The 16,012-nt window shown below is 74.9% G+C and carries 14 protein-coding genes; 11 read left to right on the top strand and 3 right to left on the bottom strand.

From position 1 onward, the window contains the following. Window positions 1-121 precede the first annotated feature (121 nt). Window positions 122-1,180: a glycerophosphodiester phosphodiesterase family protein gene (locus tag ACFQLX_RS04585; RefSeq protein WP_386412181.1), complete on the bottom strand. Its 1,059-nt coding sequence runs from the start codon at window positions 1,178-1,180 to the stop codon at window positions 122-124. Window positions 1,181-1,398: 218 nt separating this feature from the next. On the opposite strand from ACFQLX_RS04585, the gene ACFQLX_RS04580 reads away from it, so the two are divergent. The 6 genes from ACFQLX_RS04580 to egtD all read left to right on the top strand — a co-directional run bounded on the left by ACFQLX_RS04580 (window position 1,399) and on the right by egtD (window position 6,767). Next, the gene (locus ACFQLX_RS04580; protein ID WP_386412179.1) at window positions 1,399-1,959 is read left to right on the top strand and encodes a sigma-70 family RNA polymerase sigma factor; all 561 of its coding nucleotides are present in this window, start codon (window positions 1,399-1,401) and stop codon (window positions 1,957-1,959) included. Further along, window positions 1,956-2,243: a zf-HC2 domain-containing protein gene (locus ACFQLX_RS04575; protein WP_386412177.1), complete on the top strand. Its 288-nt coding sequence runs from the start codon at window positions 1,956-1,958 to the stop codon at window positions 2,241-2,243. The genes ACFQLX_RS04580 and ACFQLX_RS04575 overlap by 4 nt, the downstream gene beginning before the upstream one ends. Before the next feature lie 111 nt (window positions 2,244-2,354). Beyond that, window positions 2,355-3,605 carry an ergothioneine biosynthesis glutamate--cysteine ligase EgtA gene (gene egtA, locus ACFQLX_RS04570; RefSeq protein ID WP_386412175.1) on the top strand — a complete coding sequence of 417 codons (1,251 nt, stop codon included), beginning with the start codon at window positions 2,355-2,357 and terminating at the stop codon, window positions 3,603-3,605. Further along, complete coding sequence (gene egtB, locus ACFQLX_RS04565; RefSeq protein WP_386412173.1) at window positions 3,602-4,978, top strand: ergothioneine biosynthesis protein EgtB; 1,377 nt, start codon at window positions 3,602-3,604, stop codon at window positions 4,976-4,978. The genes egtA and egtB overlap by 4 nt, the downstream gene beginning before the upstream one ends. Next, window positions 4,978-5,802: an ergothioneine biosynthesis protein EgtC gene (egtC, locus tag ACFQLX_RS04560; RefSeq protein WP_386412171.1), complete on the top strand. Its 825-nt coding sequence runs from the start codon at window positions 4,978-4,980 to the stop codon at window positions 5,800-5,802. The genes egtB and egtC overlap by 1 nt, the downstream gene beginning before the upstream one ends. Next, on the top strand, window positions 5,799-6,767 hold the full coding sequence (egtD, locus tag ACFQLX_RS04555; RefSeq protein WP_386412169.1) for an L-histidine N(alpha)-methyltransferase: 969 nt from the start codon (window positions 5,799-5,801) through the stop codon (window positions 6,765-6,767). Before egtC ends, egtD begins: the two co-directional genes overlap by 4 nt. Before the next feature lie 21 nt (window positions 6,768-6,788). On the opposite strand, the gene ACFQLX_RS04550 is transcribed toward egtD, so the two are convergent. Continuing rightward, on the bottom strand, window positions 6,789-8,285 hold the full coding sequence (locus tag ACFQLX_RS04550) for an IucA/IucC family protein (protein WP_386412167.1): 1,497 nt from the start codon (window positions 8,283-8,285) through the stop codon (window positions 6,789-6,791). 74 nt (window positions 8,286-8,359) lie between these two features. On the opposite strand from ACFQLX_RS04550, the gene ACFQLX_RS04545 reads away from it, so the two are divergent. Together ACFQLX_RS04545 and ACFQLX_RS04540 are read left to right on the top strand one after the other, a co-directional pair. After that, the gene (locus tag ACFQLX_RS04545; RefSeq protein ID WP_386412165.1) at window positions 8,360-9,892 is read left to right on the top strand and encodes an IucA/IucC family protein; all 1,533 of its coding nucleotides are present in this window, start codon (window positions 8,360-8,362) and stop codon (window positions 9,890-9,892) included. A 165-nt stretch (window positions 9,893-10,057) separates the two neighbouring features. Beyond that, the gene (locus tag ACFQLX_RS04540) at window positions 10,058-10,861 is read left to right on the top strand and encodes a VOC family protein (protein ID WP_386412163.1); all 804 of its coding nucleotides are present in this window, start codon (window positions 10,058-10,060) and stop codon (window positions 10,859-10,861) included. A gap of 60 nt (window positions 10,862-10,921) precedes the next feature. On the opposite strand, the gene ACFQLX_RS04535 is transcribed toward ACFQLX_RS04540, so the two are convergent. Further along, the gene (locus ACFQLX_RS04535) at window positions 10,922-11,317 is read right to left on the bottom strand and encodes an NUDIX domain-containing protein (RefSeq protein WP_386412161.1); all 396 of its coding nucleotides are present in this window, start codon (window positions 11,315-11,317) and stop codon (window positions 10,922-10,924) included. 268 nt (window positions 11,318-11,585) lie between these two features. Between ACFQLX_RS04535 and ACFQLX_RS04530 the strand changes: the two genes are divergently transcribed. The 3 genes from ACFQLX_RS04530 (at window position 11,586) to ACFQLX_RS04520 (ending at window position 15,990) form a co-directional block, all read left to right on the top strand. Beyond that, window positions 11,586-12,602, top strand: coding sequence for a 2-dehydropantoate 2-reductase (locus ACFQLX_RS04530; protein ID WP_386412159.1), 1,017 nt, complete (start codon window positions 11,586-11,588; stop codon window positions 12,600-12,602). Window positions 12,603-12,725: 123 nt separating this feature from the next. After that, entirely contained in the window at window positions 12,726-15,041 is a 2,316-nt protein-coding gene (locus ACFQLX_RS04525) for a HelD family protein (RefSeq protein ID WP_386412463.1), read from the top strand. A 157-nt stretch (window positions 15,042-15,198) separates the two neighbouring features. Beyond that, window positions 15,199-15,990 (top strand): basic amino acid ABC transporter substrate-binding protein, encoded by a 792-nt coding sequence (locus ACFQLX_RS04520; RefSeq protein ID WP_386412157.1) that lies wholly within the window; start codon window positions 15,199-15,201, stop codon window positions 15,988-15,990. Window positions 15,991-16,012 lie beyond the last annotated feature (22 nt).

Raw genomic sequence — 16,012 nt, 5'->3', positions numbered from 1 at the left:
TGGCCTGGAAGAGGACGCAGGGCGAACGGAAGGCATCGAAGTGGTGAATCGGGCCAGGAGCACGCCTTGCCCGGGGCTCATACCGACGCCGCGGCCCTTCGCTCGCCGGGCCGCGGCGGTGTCACGGATAGCGCTTCGGCAGCTCCAGGCCGCGGTCCGCCATCACCCCGCGCAGCACGTCCGGGTAGTCGGTGATGATCCCGTCCACCCCGTCGGCCGTCAGCTTCTCCATCGTCGGCGCGTCGTCGACCGTCCACGGCACGACCTTGATGCCCTGGCGGTGCGCCCGGCGGACCAACTCCCGTGTGGTGTACGGCTGGTAGTCCGCGTCGGTGACCTTCCCGTTCTGCGGGAAGCCGTGGACGGGCGAGAGCGCGTCCGCGCCGAAGGACGCCACCGCGGCGACCGGGTCACCGCCGAAGTCGTCGATGTCGATGCCGCCCAGCCACGGCGAGGCGCCCGGCAGGCCCGGCTGCAGGAACTGCGGGCCGTTGGTGAGCGCCACCAGCGGCAGCTCCGGCGCGACCTGCCGCATCCGCATCAGCGCGCCCCAGTCGAAGCTCTGGACCGTCACCCGCCCGGCCAGCCCCGAGGCCCGCACCTGCGCCGCGACGAGCTGCACGAACTCCTCGCGCGGGGCCGTCTCGTGCGGTGCGCCGGCCTCGACCTTGGTCTCGATGTTCAGCCGGACCTTCTCCGCGCCCCTGCTCCGTACCAGCTCGAAGACCTCGGTCAGCAGCGGCATCCGGGCGCCGGGGCTGGGCCGCTGGCCCGGGAACTGGGGGAGGGTCAGCGAGCCGCAGTCCAGGGTGCGGACCTGCGCCAGGGTGAGCCCGACGAGGTACTTCCCCACGTACGGGTACTCGGGATCGCCGGCGGACGCGGGCCCCGTGTCACGGCACTTGGCGCCCGAGACCCGCCGGTCGTGGGTGACGACCGCCCGGTGGTCCTCGGTGATCTGGACGTCCAGCTCCAGGGTGGTCACCCCGACCGCCAGGCCGTTGGCGAAGGCGTCCAGTGTGGACTCCACCACCAGGCCCAGACCGCCGCGGTGGGCCTGCAGGTCGAAGTCGTCGCGCGGCGCGGGCGCGGCGCCGGCCGGCCGGGCGAGGGCGAGGACGCCGCAGAGCGCCAGCAGCGTGACGAGCGGACGGCGGAAAGCACGGGCACGCGGTCTCATCGGACTTCCTCCGCAGGATCGGGCAGGGGTCGGACGGCTCAACCACCGCAATCTGGAGGACGGTTGTGGCTCCGTCAATGCCGGGCGGCGAAGACCGGGCCACCGCTGGGTGAACGCGTGGGTGAACGCCGGGGCGGTCTTATCCCGTACTACCGGCGGGTAGAGCTGAGGGAATGACGAAGCTGCCCCAACGGGTTACCCGCGGCGTGGAGGAACCAGTGGCGCACCCGGTGCCGGAGCACAGGCGCGGGGAGGTCTTCGCCGAGTTCGTGCTGCCGGAGGTGGAGGTGCTGCTGCGCGCGGCCGGCACGCTGACCCCGCAGCCGGCCGACGCGGAGGACCTGGTCCAGGAGACCCTGCTGCGGGCCTACCGAGCCGCCGACCGCTTCGACGGCCGCCACCCCCGCGCCTGGCTGCTGACCATCATGCGGCGCGCGGAGCGCAACCGGCACCGCCGCCGGCGCCCGCAGCTCCTCGACGACCCCGACACGGACCTGGAGCGGCTGCCGGTGGCGCTGGGCGGACTGCAGGAGACACCGGAGGCGCTGGTGGTGGACACGCTCTTCGAGGAGGAGGTGGAGTCCGCCTACGCCGGGCTTCCGGTGAAGCACCGGCAGGTGGTCCGGCTGGTGGACATCGACGGCTTCAGCTACGAGGAGGCCGCCCGGCTCCTCGGGATACCCAAGGGGACGGTGATGAGCCGGCTGCACCGGGCCCGTACCCGCATCAGGGAGCGGCTCGCGGCGGTGGGGGCGGCCCCGGGGGGAGGCGCGGGATGACGGCACGGGGTACGGGGCGCAGGCGCGACCGGCGCCCCCTGGACTGCGCCCAGGTGGCCGGGGCGCTCCAGGGTTTCGTGGACGGGGAGATCCGGCCGCGGCTGGCCGCGCGGGTCGCGGAGCACCTGGGGTGCTGCGCGTGGTGCGGCTTCGAGGCGGACGCCTACCGGGAGATCAAGCGGGCGCTCGCACACCACGAGCCGGTGGACCGCGCGGTCCTGGCACGGGTGCGGGCCTTCGCGGAGTCGCTGCTGAACGAGGAGGCCCCGCCCCGGGGAGGCTGACCCGGGGAGGCCGGCCCGGTCCGCACGCCGGTGCGCCGCGTCCGTCACCCTTCTCGCCCTTCGTGGAATGCCCGCGCCACCCCACCGGGTTTCACTGGTCCCATCGCATGTGTGAAGGAGGACGCTGTGGAGGTGCAGCTCCGCAGGCGGGACGCCGAGTCGCGGATCGGCGCGATCTGCTTCAAGACCGGCCCGCCCGGCACCGTGGGCGTCGAGCTGGAATGGCTCGTCCACGACCGCGGGCGGCCCACCCGGCCGCTCACCGCCGGGCGCCTGGACGCCGCGCTCGCGCCCCTCGCCGCCCCCGGCGCGCTGCCCGGCGGCAGCCGCCTCACCCGTGAGCCCGGCGGACAGGTCGAGCTGAGCTCCCGGCCTGCCGCCTCCGCCGCCGCGTGCGCCCGCGCGGTCGCCGCCGACCAGGAGGTCCTCCACACCCGCCTCGCCCACTGCGGCCTCGCCGCCGCCGGCCTGGGACTCGACCCGCACCGCATGCCCGCCCGGATCCTGGAGCACCCGCGCTACGCGGCGATGGAGCACCACTTCGACCGCATCGGCCCCTGGGGCCGCGTGATGATGCGGGCCACCGCCTCCGTCCAGGTCAACGTGGAGGCGGGCGACGCCTCCGACACCCTCTCCGGCTACCGGCAGCGCTGGGTCCTGACACACCGGCTGGGCCCCGTACTCCTCGCCGCCTTCGCCAACTCGCCGCTCTGGCGCGGCGCTTCGACCGGCTGGAAGTCCACCCGGCAGGCCGTCTGGGCCTGGACCGACCCCCGGCGCACCGCGCCCGCCGCGCGCGGCGGCGACCCGCGCGCCGACTGGGTGCGCTACGCCCTGGACGCCGGGGTGATGTGCGTACGCCGCCCCGAACCGCAGGGCTGGACCGCACCCGACGGCCTCACCTTCCGCGACTGGCTGGCGGAGCCCGGCGAGGGCGGGTCAGTGGGCCGCCCGGTCGACCCGCAGGACCTCGACTACCACCTCAGCACCCTCTTCCCGCCCGTACGCCCGCGCGGCTGGCTGGAGTTGCGCATGATCGACGCCCAGCCGGGCCACGGCTGGGCCGTCGCCTTCGCGGTGGCCTGCGCCCTGCTGGACGATCCCGAAGCCGCCCGCGCCGCCTACGAGGCGACCGAGCCGCTCACCGCCGGCGCCGAGCTGCCGCCGCCGGAGCTGTGGCTGCACGCGGCGCGCTACGGGCCCGCCGACCCGGTGCTCGGCAAGGCGGTGCGGGCCTGCCTGAGCGCCGCCGAGTCGGCCCTCGACGGTGAGGTGCGGCGCTTGACCGGCGACTTCGCCGAGCGCTACAGCGAGCGCGGCCGATGCCCCGCGGACGATCTGCTGGAGGGAATACGCCCATGACGACCCCGCCGGACAGCACCCTGTCGGACAGCACCCCGCCGGACAGCACCCCGCCGGATGCCCCTGTGCGTGAGCTCGCTCTCGCGGCGCTGGAGCAGGCCCGCCTGCGCACCCTGCTGCTCACCGACTGCCTGGACGAGGCCCAACTCGCCGCCCAGCACTCCCCGTTGATGTCCCCACTGGTCTGGGACCTGGCCCATATCGGCAGCCAGGAGGACATCTGGCTGGTACGCGGCGCGGGCGCGCTCCCCGGCGTGCGACCCGACCTCGACGACCTCTACGACGCCTTCCGCCACCCCCGCGCCGGCCGCCCCGCCCTGCCGCTGCTCAGCCCCGACGAGGCCCGCCACTACCTCGCCGAGGTCCGCGAACGCGCCCTGAAGGTGCTCGCCGACTCCGACCCCGAGGACGAGAACCCCCTGCTGAACGGCGCCTTCGTCTTCGGCATGGTCGCCCAGCACGAGCAGCAGCACGACGAGACCATGCTCGCCACCCACCAGCTCCGCCGGGGCGAGCCCGTCCTCTTCGCCCCCGACCCGCCCGCCGCCCCCGCAGCCGACCTCCCGGCCGAAGTCCTCGTCCCCGGCGGCGACTTCACCATGGGCACCTCCACCGACCCCTGGGCACTGGACAACGAGCGCCCCGCCCACCGCGTGCACGTGGCCGCCTTCCACCTCGACACCATGCCCGTCACCAACGCCGCCTACCTGGAGTTCATCGACGCCGGCGGCTACCGCGAGCCGCGCTGGTGGCACCCCCTGGGCTGGGAGCACGTCCGGCGCACCAAACTGCACGCCCCGCTCTTCTGGCAGCGCGAGGGCGGGAGGTGGCTGCGCCGCAGCTTCGGCCGTACCGAGCCCGTGGCGCCCGAGGAGCCCGTCGTCCACGTGAGCTGGTACGAGGCCGACGCCTACGCCCGCTGGGCCGGGCGGCGGCTGCCGACCGAGGCGGAGTGGGAGAAGGCCGCCCGCCACGACCCGGACACCGGCCGCTCCCGCACGTACCCCTGGGGCGAGGCGCAGCCCGCCGAGGCCCACGCCAACCTCGGCCAGCGGCACCTGGGTCCGGCCCCCGCCGGCGCCTACCCGCAGGGCGCGGCGCCCGCAGGGGCGCGCCAGCTGATCGGCGACGTCTGGGAGTGGACCTCATCCGACTTCACCCCCTACCCGGGCTTCACGGCCTTCCCCTACGCCGAGTACAGCGAGGTGTTCTTCGGCAGCGACTACAAGGTGCTGCGCGGCGGCTCCTTCGGCACGGCCCCGGTCGCCGTGCGCGGCACCTTCCGCAACTGGGACTACCCCATCCGCCGCCAGATCTTCGCCGGCTTCCGCACCGCGCGCGACGCCGGACCGGACGCACGGGGGGCTTCCTGATGTGCCGCCACCTCGTCTGGCTGGGCGAACAACCGCGCACCCTGGCCGAGTTGGTCACCGTCCCGCCCCACGGCCTCTACGAGCAGTCCTGGGCCCCGCGCCGCCAGCGCTACGGGACGGTCAACGCCGACGGCTTCGGCCTCGGCTGGTACCCACCCGCCGGACCCCCCGCCCGCTACCGCCGCGCCGTCCCTGTCTGGGCCGACCCCAACCTCCCCGACCTGGCCCGCGCCCTGCGCTCCACCGCCGTGCTCGCGGCCGTCCGCGACGCCACCCCCGGCACGAGCCAGGACGAGACGGCCGCCGCGCCCTTCGCCGCCGGCGACTGGCTCTTCAGCCACAACGGCGCCGTCCCCGACTGGGAGTCGCTGCCCGCCGACACCGGCTGGCCGCTGGACGCCGCCGCGCTCCTGCGCCTGGAGGCCCGCTGCGACTCGGCGCTGCTGTGGGCGGTGCTCGCCGCCCGGCTGGCGGCGGGCGAGGAGCCCGGGGAGGCGCTGGCGGCCGTCGTACGGCAGACGGCCGCCGTGCGCCCCACCGCGCGGCTGAACCTGCTGGCCACCGACGGCCGCCGGATCGCCGCGACGCGCTGGGGCGACACCCTCTGGTACCGCACGGGCGACGGCGAGGTGCTGGTCGCCTCCGAGCCGGACGACACCCCCGGCCCCTGGCACGAGGTGCCCGACCGCTCCGTCCTGCTGGCCACCGCACGCACCGTCGCGATCACCCCCCTGGACCCGCTGGACCCCCTGAGCCCACCGGCCCCGACCCAGCCGACCACCCCGGATCCGGACCCGCACCTGGACCTGGAGAGGACCCCATGACGCCCCGCTTCACCCTCACCCGCCGCCTCGCCCCCGACCACGCCGCCCGCAGCCTGCGCGCCGACGTGAGCGCCGGACTGACCGCGACCCCGAAGACGCTGCCGCCCAAGTGGTTCTACGACGCGCGCGGCAGCGACCTCTTCGAGGAGATCACCCGCCTCCCCGAGTACTACCCCACCCGCACCGAGCGCGAGATCCTCACCGCCGCCGCCCCCGCGATCGCCCAGCTCACCGGGGCCCGCACCCTCGTCGAACTCGGCTCCGGCTCCTCGGAGAAGACCCGGCTGCTGCTCGACGCGCTCGGCGCGAACCTGCGCGGGTACGCCCCGCTGGACGTCAGCGAGTCGGCCCTGCGCGAGGCCGGGGAGGCGCTGGTGCGCGACTACCCGGACCTCGAAGTCGCCGCCACCGTCGCCGACTTCGAGTCGCCGATCGTGCTGCCCGACACCCCGGGCCCGTACCTGCTGGCCTTCCTCGGCAGCACGCTGGGCAACCTGGACGCCGGCCAGCGGGCCGCCTTCCTGACCTCGGTGCGTACCGCGCTGGGGCCCGGCGACGCGCTGCTCCTGGGCGCCGACCTGGTGAAGGACACCGGTGAACTCCTGCGCGCCTACGACGACTCCAGCGGGGTGACCGCCGCGTTCAACAAGAACGTGCTGCACGTCCTCAACCGCGAACTGCAGGCCGACTTCGACCCCGACGCCTTCGACCACCGCGCCGTCTGGGACCCCGCGGAGGAGCGCGTCGAGATGCGGCTGCGCTCCGCGCACGAGCAGCAGGTGAAGATCGCCGCCCTGGACCTGCTGCTGCACTTCGAGGAGGGGGAGGAGTGGCGGACGGAGATCTCGGTGAAGTTCCGCCGGGAGTCCCTCGCCGCCGAACTCGCCGCCGCCGGACTGGCGGTGCGCCAGTGGTGGACCGACGAGCACGAGCGCTTCGCCCTGCTGCTGGCCGAGCCGGTCTGAGCGGGCGCCTGCCCGACCCCTTCAGCCGAAGGGGCCGGGTAGCTCCGTCCAGCGGTCGCCCCCCGCCCCCCCGGCGTCCAGCCGCATCAGCGTCAGCGCCTTCACCGGCAGCGGGCGGGTGCGCAGGGCGGTCAGGTCCGCGCCGGGCTCCAGGCCGGCGGTCGCCGCCGCCAGCGCCGTACGCAGCACCTCCCGGCTCCCCGCCAGCGGCCCCAGCGCCCCGGCGACCAGCGAGCCGAAGAGCTTGCGGCGCAGGGCCGCCGGGTCGTCCGTCAGCATGCGCGCAGGCAGTACGGGTGCCGTGAGGCCGTGGCGGGCCAGGCGGGCGGGGCTGACACGGATGTCCGCCAGATCGCGGTAGACCAGGCGGCGCGGGCGGCCGTCCGGGCCCAGGACGGCCAGGAGGTTCTGGCCGTGCGCCTCCAGCGCCACACCCAGGCCGAGCAGCCGCAGGCAGACCGGCAGCGCGAGCCGCGCCAACTCGGCTACCCGGTCGGGGGGTTGGGGGGCCAGGGCGGCGAGCGGGACGACGTACTCGCCGGCCGCCGCGTCCGCGTACACCTCGGGCGCCTCGCGGACGACCGCCGCCAGCTCGGGGCGACCGGCGCTCGCCGCACCGAGGTTGCGGGTGACGTGCAGCAGGCCGCCGAGCCGGGCGGCGAGGTCCGCCACCAGGGCGGAGACGGCGGCGGCGGAGTCGATCGAGCCGGTCGAGATGTCGCGGACCGAGGAGGTGAGCCGGGCGCTCAGCGCCGTCTTGACGTGCAGACGGGGGGAGTGGGCCGGGGCGAGGGTGCGCAGCGCCATCAGCGGATGAGCGTCGAAGCCGTCGGTGAGCGCGGTCCGCGTCAGTACGTGCGCCGCCTGCCAGGGATGGACGGGGATCAACAGCCGCCGCCCGTCGCGCAGTTCGGCCGGCCACTCCCCGCTCACCCGGGCCCGCGTCCGCATCACGGGGGCCAGCGCGAGGCGCACCAGCGGCCGGTGCTCGGGCGCGTAGGCCAGCTCCTCCGCCACGCCGAAGCCGGGGCGGTGGCGGCAGCAGGGATGGTACGGGTGCCCGTCCACCACCGCCTGCTCCCACGCCCACGCGCCCCCGTCCGGCCGCCCCGCTCCGGCGGGGGGCGCCGCGGCGCGTGAGAGCGCCAACGAGGCCGCGCTGCCGTCCAGTTCACGCGCGAACGCCGCGAACCCCAGCGCCCGCGCCAGCTCCCCGGGATGGCGCAGGCGCACCCCGTCCAGCGTGAGCGCCGGCGCCCCGCCGGCGGAGGACCCGGCGCCCGGCACCGCGTACGGATCGCAGGGCGGCCCGACGAGCCGCCGCCCGTCCGCCAGCTCCAGCACGCCGCCCTCCCGCCGCGCCACCCACGAGAGCGGCTCGTACACCAGCCCCCGCCACAACCGCCCCAGCACCGCCGCCCGCGCACCGGGCAGCGCGGCCGTGTAGGCGTCGGCCGACTCGGGCCGTACGGCCAGAAGTTGCGCGAGTACGGTCCGCTCGGCGGCAGTCTGCGGCACAGTTCGTTCCCAGTCCCTTTCGCGTCCACTCCCGGCTCCGCCCGCACGGGCCACGCCACCCATACTGATCAACGATGGACACCTTCGCAGCCACCGCCGACGAACTCGCCACCGCCCCGCTGCTGGGCTGCCTCCTGCGCGAGGCCGCCGAGCCGCTGGGCGGCGGCGTGCACCGCACCCGCGCGGGCGGCCGCCTGCTACGCGTGGCGAGCGCGCACCGGCCCCGGCGCGCCCAACTGCTCACCGACGGCCAATGGCGCCCCCTCACCCACGCCGACCTGGTCAAACTCGTCTCCGACGAACTGAGCCTGCTCACCGGCGTCAGCAACGACACCCTGCCCGCCGAGATGATCGACAGCCGCGACGCGCTCGCCGCGATCCTCACCGCCCGCGCCGGAGCCCACCCCCCGGCCGACCCCTGGCTGCGCTCCGAGCAGTCCCTGCTGATGGGCCACCCCCACCACCCCGCCCCCAAGGCGCGCGGCGGCGGCCCCGCCGGCACCTGGCTGCGCTACGCCCCCGAGGCGTACGCCCGCTTCCCCCTCACCCTCCTCGCCGTCCGCGCCGACGCCCTCGCCGAGGAGGGCGACACCAGCGCGCTCGACGCTCTCGCCCCCGACAGTGCCCCCGACAGCACCCCCGTACCGCCGGGCTACCACCTGCTGCCCGCCCACCCCTGGCAGCTCGCCCTGCTGGACCAGCACCCCGGCATCCGCGCCGCGTTCACCGACGGACGCCTCCTGCGGCTGGCCGCCCGCAGCGAGCCCGCCGCACCGACCTCCTCGGTGCGCACCGTGCACCTCGCCGGCGCCGACCTCTTCCTGAAGTTCAGCCTCGACGTGCGCATCACCAACGACATCCGCCGCCTGTGGTGGCACGACCTGCGCCGGCTGCGGCGCACCGACACGGCGGTCAGCGCCGCCCTCGCGGCCGACCCCGGCGCCGACCCCGCCGCCGACACCGGCGCGGCCTGGCTCAGCGACCGGGGCTACCGGGCGGTCGCCGGCCTCGGCGAGGAGCTCGCCGTCGTCGTCCGCGAGGGCTTCGGCACCCGACTGCGCCCCGGCGCGACCCCGCTGCTCGCCGCCGCCCTCGCGGAGGGCTTCGAGGGCAGCCCGCTGGCGGCGGCGCCCGACCCCGCCGGCTGGTGGACGGCGTACCTGCGCTGCCTCGTGCCGCCCGTGCTGCGCGCCTTCGCCCGGCACGGGGTGGTGCTGGAGTGCCATCTGCAGAACTGCCTGCTCGCCGTCGACGCCGCCGGACTGCCCGTCCAGGCGCTCTTCCGCGACGCCGAGGGCGTCAGGACGCTCGCCGAGTCGGGGCGCGCGGCGGGCTGGGAGCGCCTGGTCTACTGCCTCCTCGTCAACCACCTCACCGAGATCGCCGCCACCCTGGCCGACCGCCACCCCGCCCACGCCCGCTCCCTGTGGCCCACCGCCCGCCGTGAACTGCGCTCCTGGGCCGAGGAGTTGGACCTCCCCGAGCTGCACGGCCTCCTCAAGGCGCCGACCGTCCCCGGCAAGGCGAACCTCCTGCTGCGCTGGACGGCGGCGGACGGCGCGGCCGCGCGCTACGTACCCGTCCCCAATCCGCTGGCAGCCTGCTGAACGACGCCCGCGGACCGGCGCCGAACCGCTTTGCCGCCGCCGCCGGCGGGGGCGCGCCGGCGCGTGCGCGCGCCTCCGTCGGCGGCCGTTCTCCGGGCCGCTGTCAGTGCCCGGCGGTACGGTGAAAAAACGGACAGACCGTCAGCTGAGAGAAAGTGAAACCCCATGTCTCCCAAGCCCAACGGCACCCCCATCTGGGTCGACGCGACCTTCTCCGACATCGAGGGCGCCAAGTCCTTCTACGGCGACCTCCTCGGCTGGACCTTCGAGGAGGGCGACCCGCAGTTCGGCGGCTACACCCAGGCGCTCTCCGACGGCAAGCGCGTCGGCGCCCTCGCCCCGCCGATGCCCGGCTCGGAGGAGATGCCGCCCGCCTGGACGCTCTACCTCGCCTCCGACGACGTCGCCGCGACTGCGACCGCCGTCACGGCGGCCGGCGGCACGACGGTGCTGGAGCCCATGGAGGTCGGCGACTACGGCAGCATGATCATCGCCACCGACCCGGCCGGCGTCCCCTTCGGCGTCTGGCAGCCCGGCACGCACCAGGGCTTCGAGAAGGAGAACGCCCCCGGCGCCGTCTGCTGGGCCGAGGTGGCCACCCGCGACGCGGCGGCGGCCGACGGCTTCTTCCCGGCCGTCTTCGACTACGAGGTGCGCAAGGTGCAGGACGACGCGGTCGACTTCCACGTCTGGAGCACGCCGGGGGCGGAGATGCCGGCGCTCGGCCGCTTCGCGATGGGGGAGGAGTGCCCGCCGGAGATGCCCTCGGGCATCGGCGTCTACTTCGGCGTGGCCGACGTCGACGAGGCGATCGGCAAGGTCACGAAGGCGGGCGGCCGGGTCGACTTCGGCCCCAAGGACTCGCCGTTCGGCCGTTTCGCCGCCGTCAGCGACCCCTGGGGCACGCCGTTCGCGATCATCGACGCGGAGACCACGGAGGGCGAGATGCCGGAGATGAAGGAGATCTGAGGAGTACGGGACGCGGGCCGGGGCGCGGCGGTCGGCACGCCGCGCGCCGCACCCCGGCCCTCACAGCGTCGGCAGGACGTCCTCGAAGAAGGGGCGGTCCCCCGGAAAGGTCGGGCTCAGCTTGGCGAACTCCCGCGCGGTGACCCAGCGGACCTCGGCCACCTCCGCGCCGTCGGGAGCCGGGACGCCCTCGGTGATCTCGGCCGTCCACCAGTGCAGCAGGTAGTCCACGCCGTCGGCCGGGCACTGCCACACCTTCCGCAGCGGCGCGACCGCGACGCCCAACTCCTCGCGCATCTCCCGCACCAGCGTCTCGGGCTGGTCCTCGCCCGGCTCCACGGTCCCGCTGGGAAACCCCCAGTAGCCGGCCATCCGGGCCTTCGGGCCGCGCTCGATCATCAGCAGCCGCCCGTCCGCCCGCCGCAGGACGGCCACCACGGCCTCACGCATCGTCATGCGCGCGACCCTACCTCCCGTCCCCGCCCCCGGCTCGGCGGGTGTCCGGCGCCCGGCGGCCCGAAGAGGGGCTTGACGTGCACGGGGAGGCGGAAGGCACCATGGCGGCCCGCGCCCCACCGCTGTTCCGCCCCCGCCCCGTGCCCCCGTCCTGTCACCGCCCTGCTACCGCCCTGCTACCGCCCTGCTACCGCCCTGCCACCGTCCCACCGCTGCCCCGCCCCTGCCGCGCCGCCCTTTCCCGGCCGCCCCGTCCCAGGAGTCCCGTATGCCGCCCAAGCCCCGCTTCGCCGTCCTCGGTGCCGGCTCCATCGGCTGCCATCTGGGCGGCCACCTCACCGCCGCCGGCTACGAGGTGGTGCTCATCGGCCGCCCCGCCGCCATGGACGTGCTGCGCGAGCGCGGTCTGACGCTCAGCTCCACGGCCCGCGAGCCGCGCCGGATAGCCCCGGACCGGCTGCGCCTGGCGACCGGCCCCGAGGCGGCGGCTGGCGCCGACTACGTACTGGTCACCGTCAAGAGCGCCGCCACCCGCACCGCCGCGAAGGACCTCGCCCCCCACCTGGGGCCCGAGGCCGTGGTGGTGAGCTTCCAGAACGGCCTGCACAACCCCGCCGCCCTGCGCGAGGCGCTCCCCGGCCACCGGGTGCTCGCGGGCATGGTCCCGTACAACGTGCTGCAGTCCGAGCCCGGCACCGTCCACCAGGGCATGCCCGGCACCGTGCTGACCGAGCCCGACGAGGGGCTGATCGCCGCCTGCCGCGCTGCCGGACTGTCGATGGCGGCCCGCACCGACATGCCCGCCGTGCAGTACGGCAAGCTGCTGACGAACCTCAACAACGCGCTCAACGCCCTCTCCGGCCTCCCCCTGCGCGACCAGCTCGCCCAGCGCCCCTGGCGCCGCTGCCTGGCGCTGTGCCAGCGCGAGGCCCTGGCCGCCTACCGCGCGGCGGGGGTGCGTCCGGCGCAACTCGGCCCGACGAAGCCCGCGTTCACGCCGTACGTCCTCGACCTGCCCGATGCCCTCTTCCGCCGCGCGGCGGCGGCCTCCCTGCGCATCGACGCCCGGGCCCGCTCCTCGATGTGGGAGGACCTGCGCCGGGGCCGCCCCACCGAAGTCGACTCCCTCCAGGGCGCGATCGTGCGCCTGGCCGAGGCCCACGGCCTGCGCGCCCCGGTCAACGCCCGCCTCGTCGAGCTGGTCCGCGAGCGGGAGCAGGCGCCCCGGGACTGGTCGGGGCCGGAGCTGTACGCGGAGCTGACGGCGGCCCGGCGGGCCCGCTGAGCTTCCAGGGCGGACAGCAGAAATCCCCCGGCGCAATTGCGCCGGGGGATTTCCTTGCGTATCGTCAATTCTTCGTGGCTCCACCGGCATTAAGCAACAAGGCGGACCACTAATACGCACTCTATTAGGGCGGGCAGGGAATTGTCAAATCAGGAAACGCGGGCCGAACGGGAGCTGCACGAGGAGCAGGAATTCGTCGACCGCCTCCACGAGCGCGTCGACCACCTGCGCGGCGCCACCGCCGAGGAGCTGGCCGAGGCGCTGGGCCCGGTGGGCAACGCCGCCCAGGCGCGCCTGGAGCGCGATGTGCGCGTCACCGAGCGCTCCGGCCTGCTCGCCGCGCTCAACGCCGTCGGCAGCTCGCTGTGCTTCGGCCGCATCGACCTCGCCGAGAGCGAGGGCGGCGGCCACCACCACATCGGCCGGCTGGGCGTACGCGCCGACGACCCCGAGCTGACCCCGCTGCTCGTCGACTGGCGCGCCCCCGTCGCCCGCCCCTTCTACCTCGCCACCGGCCACACCCCCATGGGCCTGCGCCGCCGCCGGCACCTCACCACCGGCGGCGCAGACGGCCGCGAGGTCACCGCCCTGCACGACGAGCACCTCGACCTCGCCGACCGCGAGCGCACCGGACATGAGGACCACAGCGGCGACGACGTGCTGCTCTCCGCCCTGGGCGCCGCCCGCACCGGCCGCATGGGCGACATCGTCCGCACCATCCAGGCCGAGCAGGACCGCATCATCCGCGCCCCGCACCGCGGCGTGCTGGTCGTCGAGGGCGGCCCCGGCACCGGCAAGACCGCCGTCGCCCTGCACCGCGCCGCCTACCTCCTCTACGAGCACCGCGAACTCCTCGCCCGGCGCGCGGTCCTCATCGTCGGCCCCAACCCCGCCTTCCTCGGCTACATCGGCGAGGTGCTGCCCGCCCTCGGCGAGACCGGCGTCCTGCTGGCCACCCAGGGCGAGCTGTTCCCCGGCGTCCACGCCACCGCCGCCGAGAGCGACCACGCCGCCCAGGTGAAGGGCCGCGCCGCCATGGCCGACGTACTGGCCCGCGCCCTCGCCGACCGCCAGCGCCTGCCCGAGCCGGTGATCGACATCGAGCACGACGGCGCCGTGGTGGAGCTGGACGAGGCGCTGGTGGCGCCCGTACGGGAGAAGACCCGCGCCCTGGGGCTGCCGCACAACGCGGCCCGCGAGCACTTCGAGGGCCACCTCCTCAACGTCCTCACCGAGCAGGTCGCCGACCGCCTCGGCGCCGACCCCTTCGGCGGCCCCAACCTCCTGGACGCCAGCGACATCACCCAGATCCGCGACGACCTCGGCGACAACCCCGAGGTCTGGTCCGCGATGGACGAGCTGTGGCCCGTCCTCACCCCGCAGGGCTTCCTCGCCGACTACCTCACCGAGCCCGGCCACCTGTCCGAGGAGGACGCCGCCGCGATCCGCCGCGCGCCCCGGCGGGCGCAGGAGTGGACACCGGCCGACGTACCCCTGCTGGACGAGGCCGCCGAGCTGCTGGGCGAGGACGACCGGGGGCGGCTGGCGGCCGAGGAGGCCGACCGGCTGGAGCGCATCGCCTACGCGCAGGGTGTGCTGGACGCCTCCTACGCCTCGCGCACCTACGAGTTCGAGGACAAGGAGGAGCTGGACGGGGACGCCTCCGAGGTCCTCGCCGCGCACGACATCGTCGACGCCGAGCGGATGGCCGAGCGCCACGAGGAGGCCGACCACCGCACCGCCGCCGAGCGCGCCGCCGCCGACCGCACCTGGGCCTTCGGCCACATCATCGTCGACGAGGCGCAGGAGCTCTCCCCGATGGCCTGGCGGCTGCTGATGCGCCGCTGCCCCACCCGCTCCCTCACCCTGGTCGGCGACCCCGCGCAGACCGCCCGTGAGGCCGGCGCGGGCTCGTGGGACGAGATCCTCGCGCCGTACGTGGACGACCGCTGGGAGCACACCCGACTGGGCGTCAACTACCGCACGCCCGCCGAGATCATGGAGGTCGCGGCGGCCGTACCGCGCGTCGCGCACCCGGACTTCCACCCGCCCGAGTCGGTCCGCAGTACCGGGGTGCGGCCCTGGGCCCGCGCCGCCGCGGACCTCCCCGCCGCGCTCACCGGGGCCGTCGCGGCGGAGCTGCCCGAGGAGGGCCGCCTCGCGGTGATCGCCCCGCGCGAGCTGCACGGGGCGCTGGCACCTGCGCTGCGGGAGTGGCTGCCGGACGTCCGGGCGGGGGAGGGGCCCGACCTCACCCGGCAGGTCGTGCTGCTGGACCCGCGCGGGGCCAAGGGGCTGGAGTTCGACGTGGTGCTGGTGGTGGAGCCGGGCCGCTACGAGGCCAGCGACCTGTACGTGGCGCTGACCCGGGCGACGCAGCGCCTGGGCGTCCTGCACAGCGAGCCGCTGCCGGCGGCGCTGGAGGGGGCGCTGGGATAGGGGGCGGCCGGGCAGGCACCGGTGCCACCTGCGGTGTAGCAGACCGTTACAAGGTCGCAACTCCCGGGATGGCGACAGGTGTTCGGGAGGGCTGACAGGATGCACCGCATCTGATCACCGAGTTGGTTCCACCTGCACTCCCCGTCTTGGAGGCGTCGTGTCTGCCCGCCGGTTCACCGTGTTCCTTGCCGCCACCGCCGCGGCCACCCTGCTCGTCAGTTGCAGCAGCTCCGACTCCGGCGCTGAGGGCAAGGGCGGGGTCCCCCTGGTCAAGAAGGGGAAGCTGGTGAACTGCACCGGCCTCCCGTACAAGCCCTTCGAGCACAAGGAGGGCAAGGAGGTCGTCGGCTTCGATGTCGACCTGGTCGACCTCGTCGCGAAGAAGCTCGGTGTCGAGCAGGAGATCGTGGACACGCCCTTCGAGGGCATCGAGTCGGGTGAGGACCTCAACTCCAAGAAGTGCGACCTGGCCGCCGCTGGTATGACCATCACCGACGAGCGCAAGCAGAAGCTGGACTTCTCCGCCCCCTACTTCGACGCCACGCAGGCGCTGCTGACGAAGAAGGGCTCCGGCTATGCCACCCTCGCCGACCTCAAGGGCAAGAAGCTCGGCGTCCAGCAGTCCACCACCGGCGAGAAGTACGCCAAGGACAACGGCCCCGGGGTAACCCTCCAGCAGTACGAGGACCTCGGCCTGGAGCTCGCCGGTCTGGAGACCGGCAGCGTGGACGCCGCCATCAACGACAACGGCGTGCTCTACGACTACGTCAAGGACCACCCGGACCTTGAGGTCACTGCCGAGTTCCAGACCGGCGAGCAGTACGGCATCGGCATCCGCAAGGGCAACGCCGAGCTGCTGAAGGCGGTCAACGACGTGATCGCGGCGGCGAAGGCGGACGGAACGTACGACGAGATCTACAAGAAGTGGTTCGGCACTGCGCCCAAGTAGGCGCAGTCGTAAGACCGTTCTC

The organism is Streptomyces polyrhachis (assembly GCF_042663125.1).
Lineage (GTDB): Bacteria > Actinomycetota > Actinomycetes > Streptomycetales > Streptomycetaceae > Streptomyces > Streptomyces polyrhachii.
Note: the sequence above shows the minus strand (reverse complement) of the source record. Positions and strands in the feature narration are given on the sequence as shown.

Bases quoted from the DNA above. Each gene is read 5' to 3' on its own strand.
- ACFQLX_RS04545 (WP_386412165.1), top strand. From the start codon at position 8,360: ATGGACACCTTCGCAGCCACCGCCGACGAACTCGCCACCGCCCCGCTG.
- ACFQLX_RS04585 (WP_386412181.1), bottom strand. From the start codon at position 1,180: ATGAGACCGCGTGCCCGTGCTTTCCGCCGTCCGCTCGTCACGCTGCTG.
- ACFQLX_RS04530 (WP_386412159.1), top strand. From the start codon at position 11,586: ATGCCGCCCAAGCCCCGCTTCGCCGTCCTCGGTGCCGGCTCCATCGGC.
- ACFQLX_RS04540 (WP_386412163.1), top strand. From the start codon at position 10,058: ATGTCTCCCAAGCCCAACGGCACCCCCATCTGGGTCGACGCGACCTTC.
- ACFQLX_RS04535 (WP_386412161.1), bottom strand. From the start codon at position 11,317: ATGACGATGCGTGAGGCCGTGGTGGCCGTCCTGCGGCGGGCGGACGGG.
- ACFQLX_RS04575 (WP_386412177.1), top strand. From the start codon at position 1,956: ATGACGGCACGGGGTACGGGGCGCAGGCGCGACCGGCGCCCCCTGGAC.
- egtB (WP_386412173.1), top strand. From the start codon at position 3,602: ATGACGACCCCGCCGGACAGCACCCTGTCGGACAGCACCCCGCCGGAC.
- egtD (WP_386412169.1), top strand. From the start codon at position 5,799: ATGACGCCCCGCTTCACCCTCACCCGCCGCCTCGCCCCCGACCACGCC.
- egtC (WP_386412171.1), top strand. From the start codon at position 4,978: ATGTGCCGCCACCTCGTCTGGCTGGGCGAACAACCGCGCACCCTGGCC.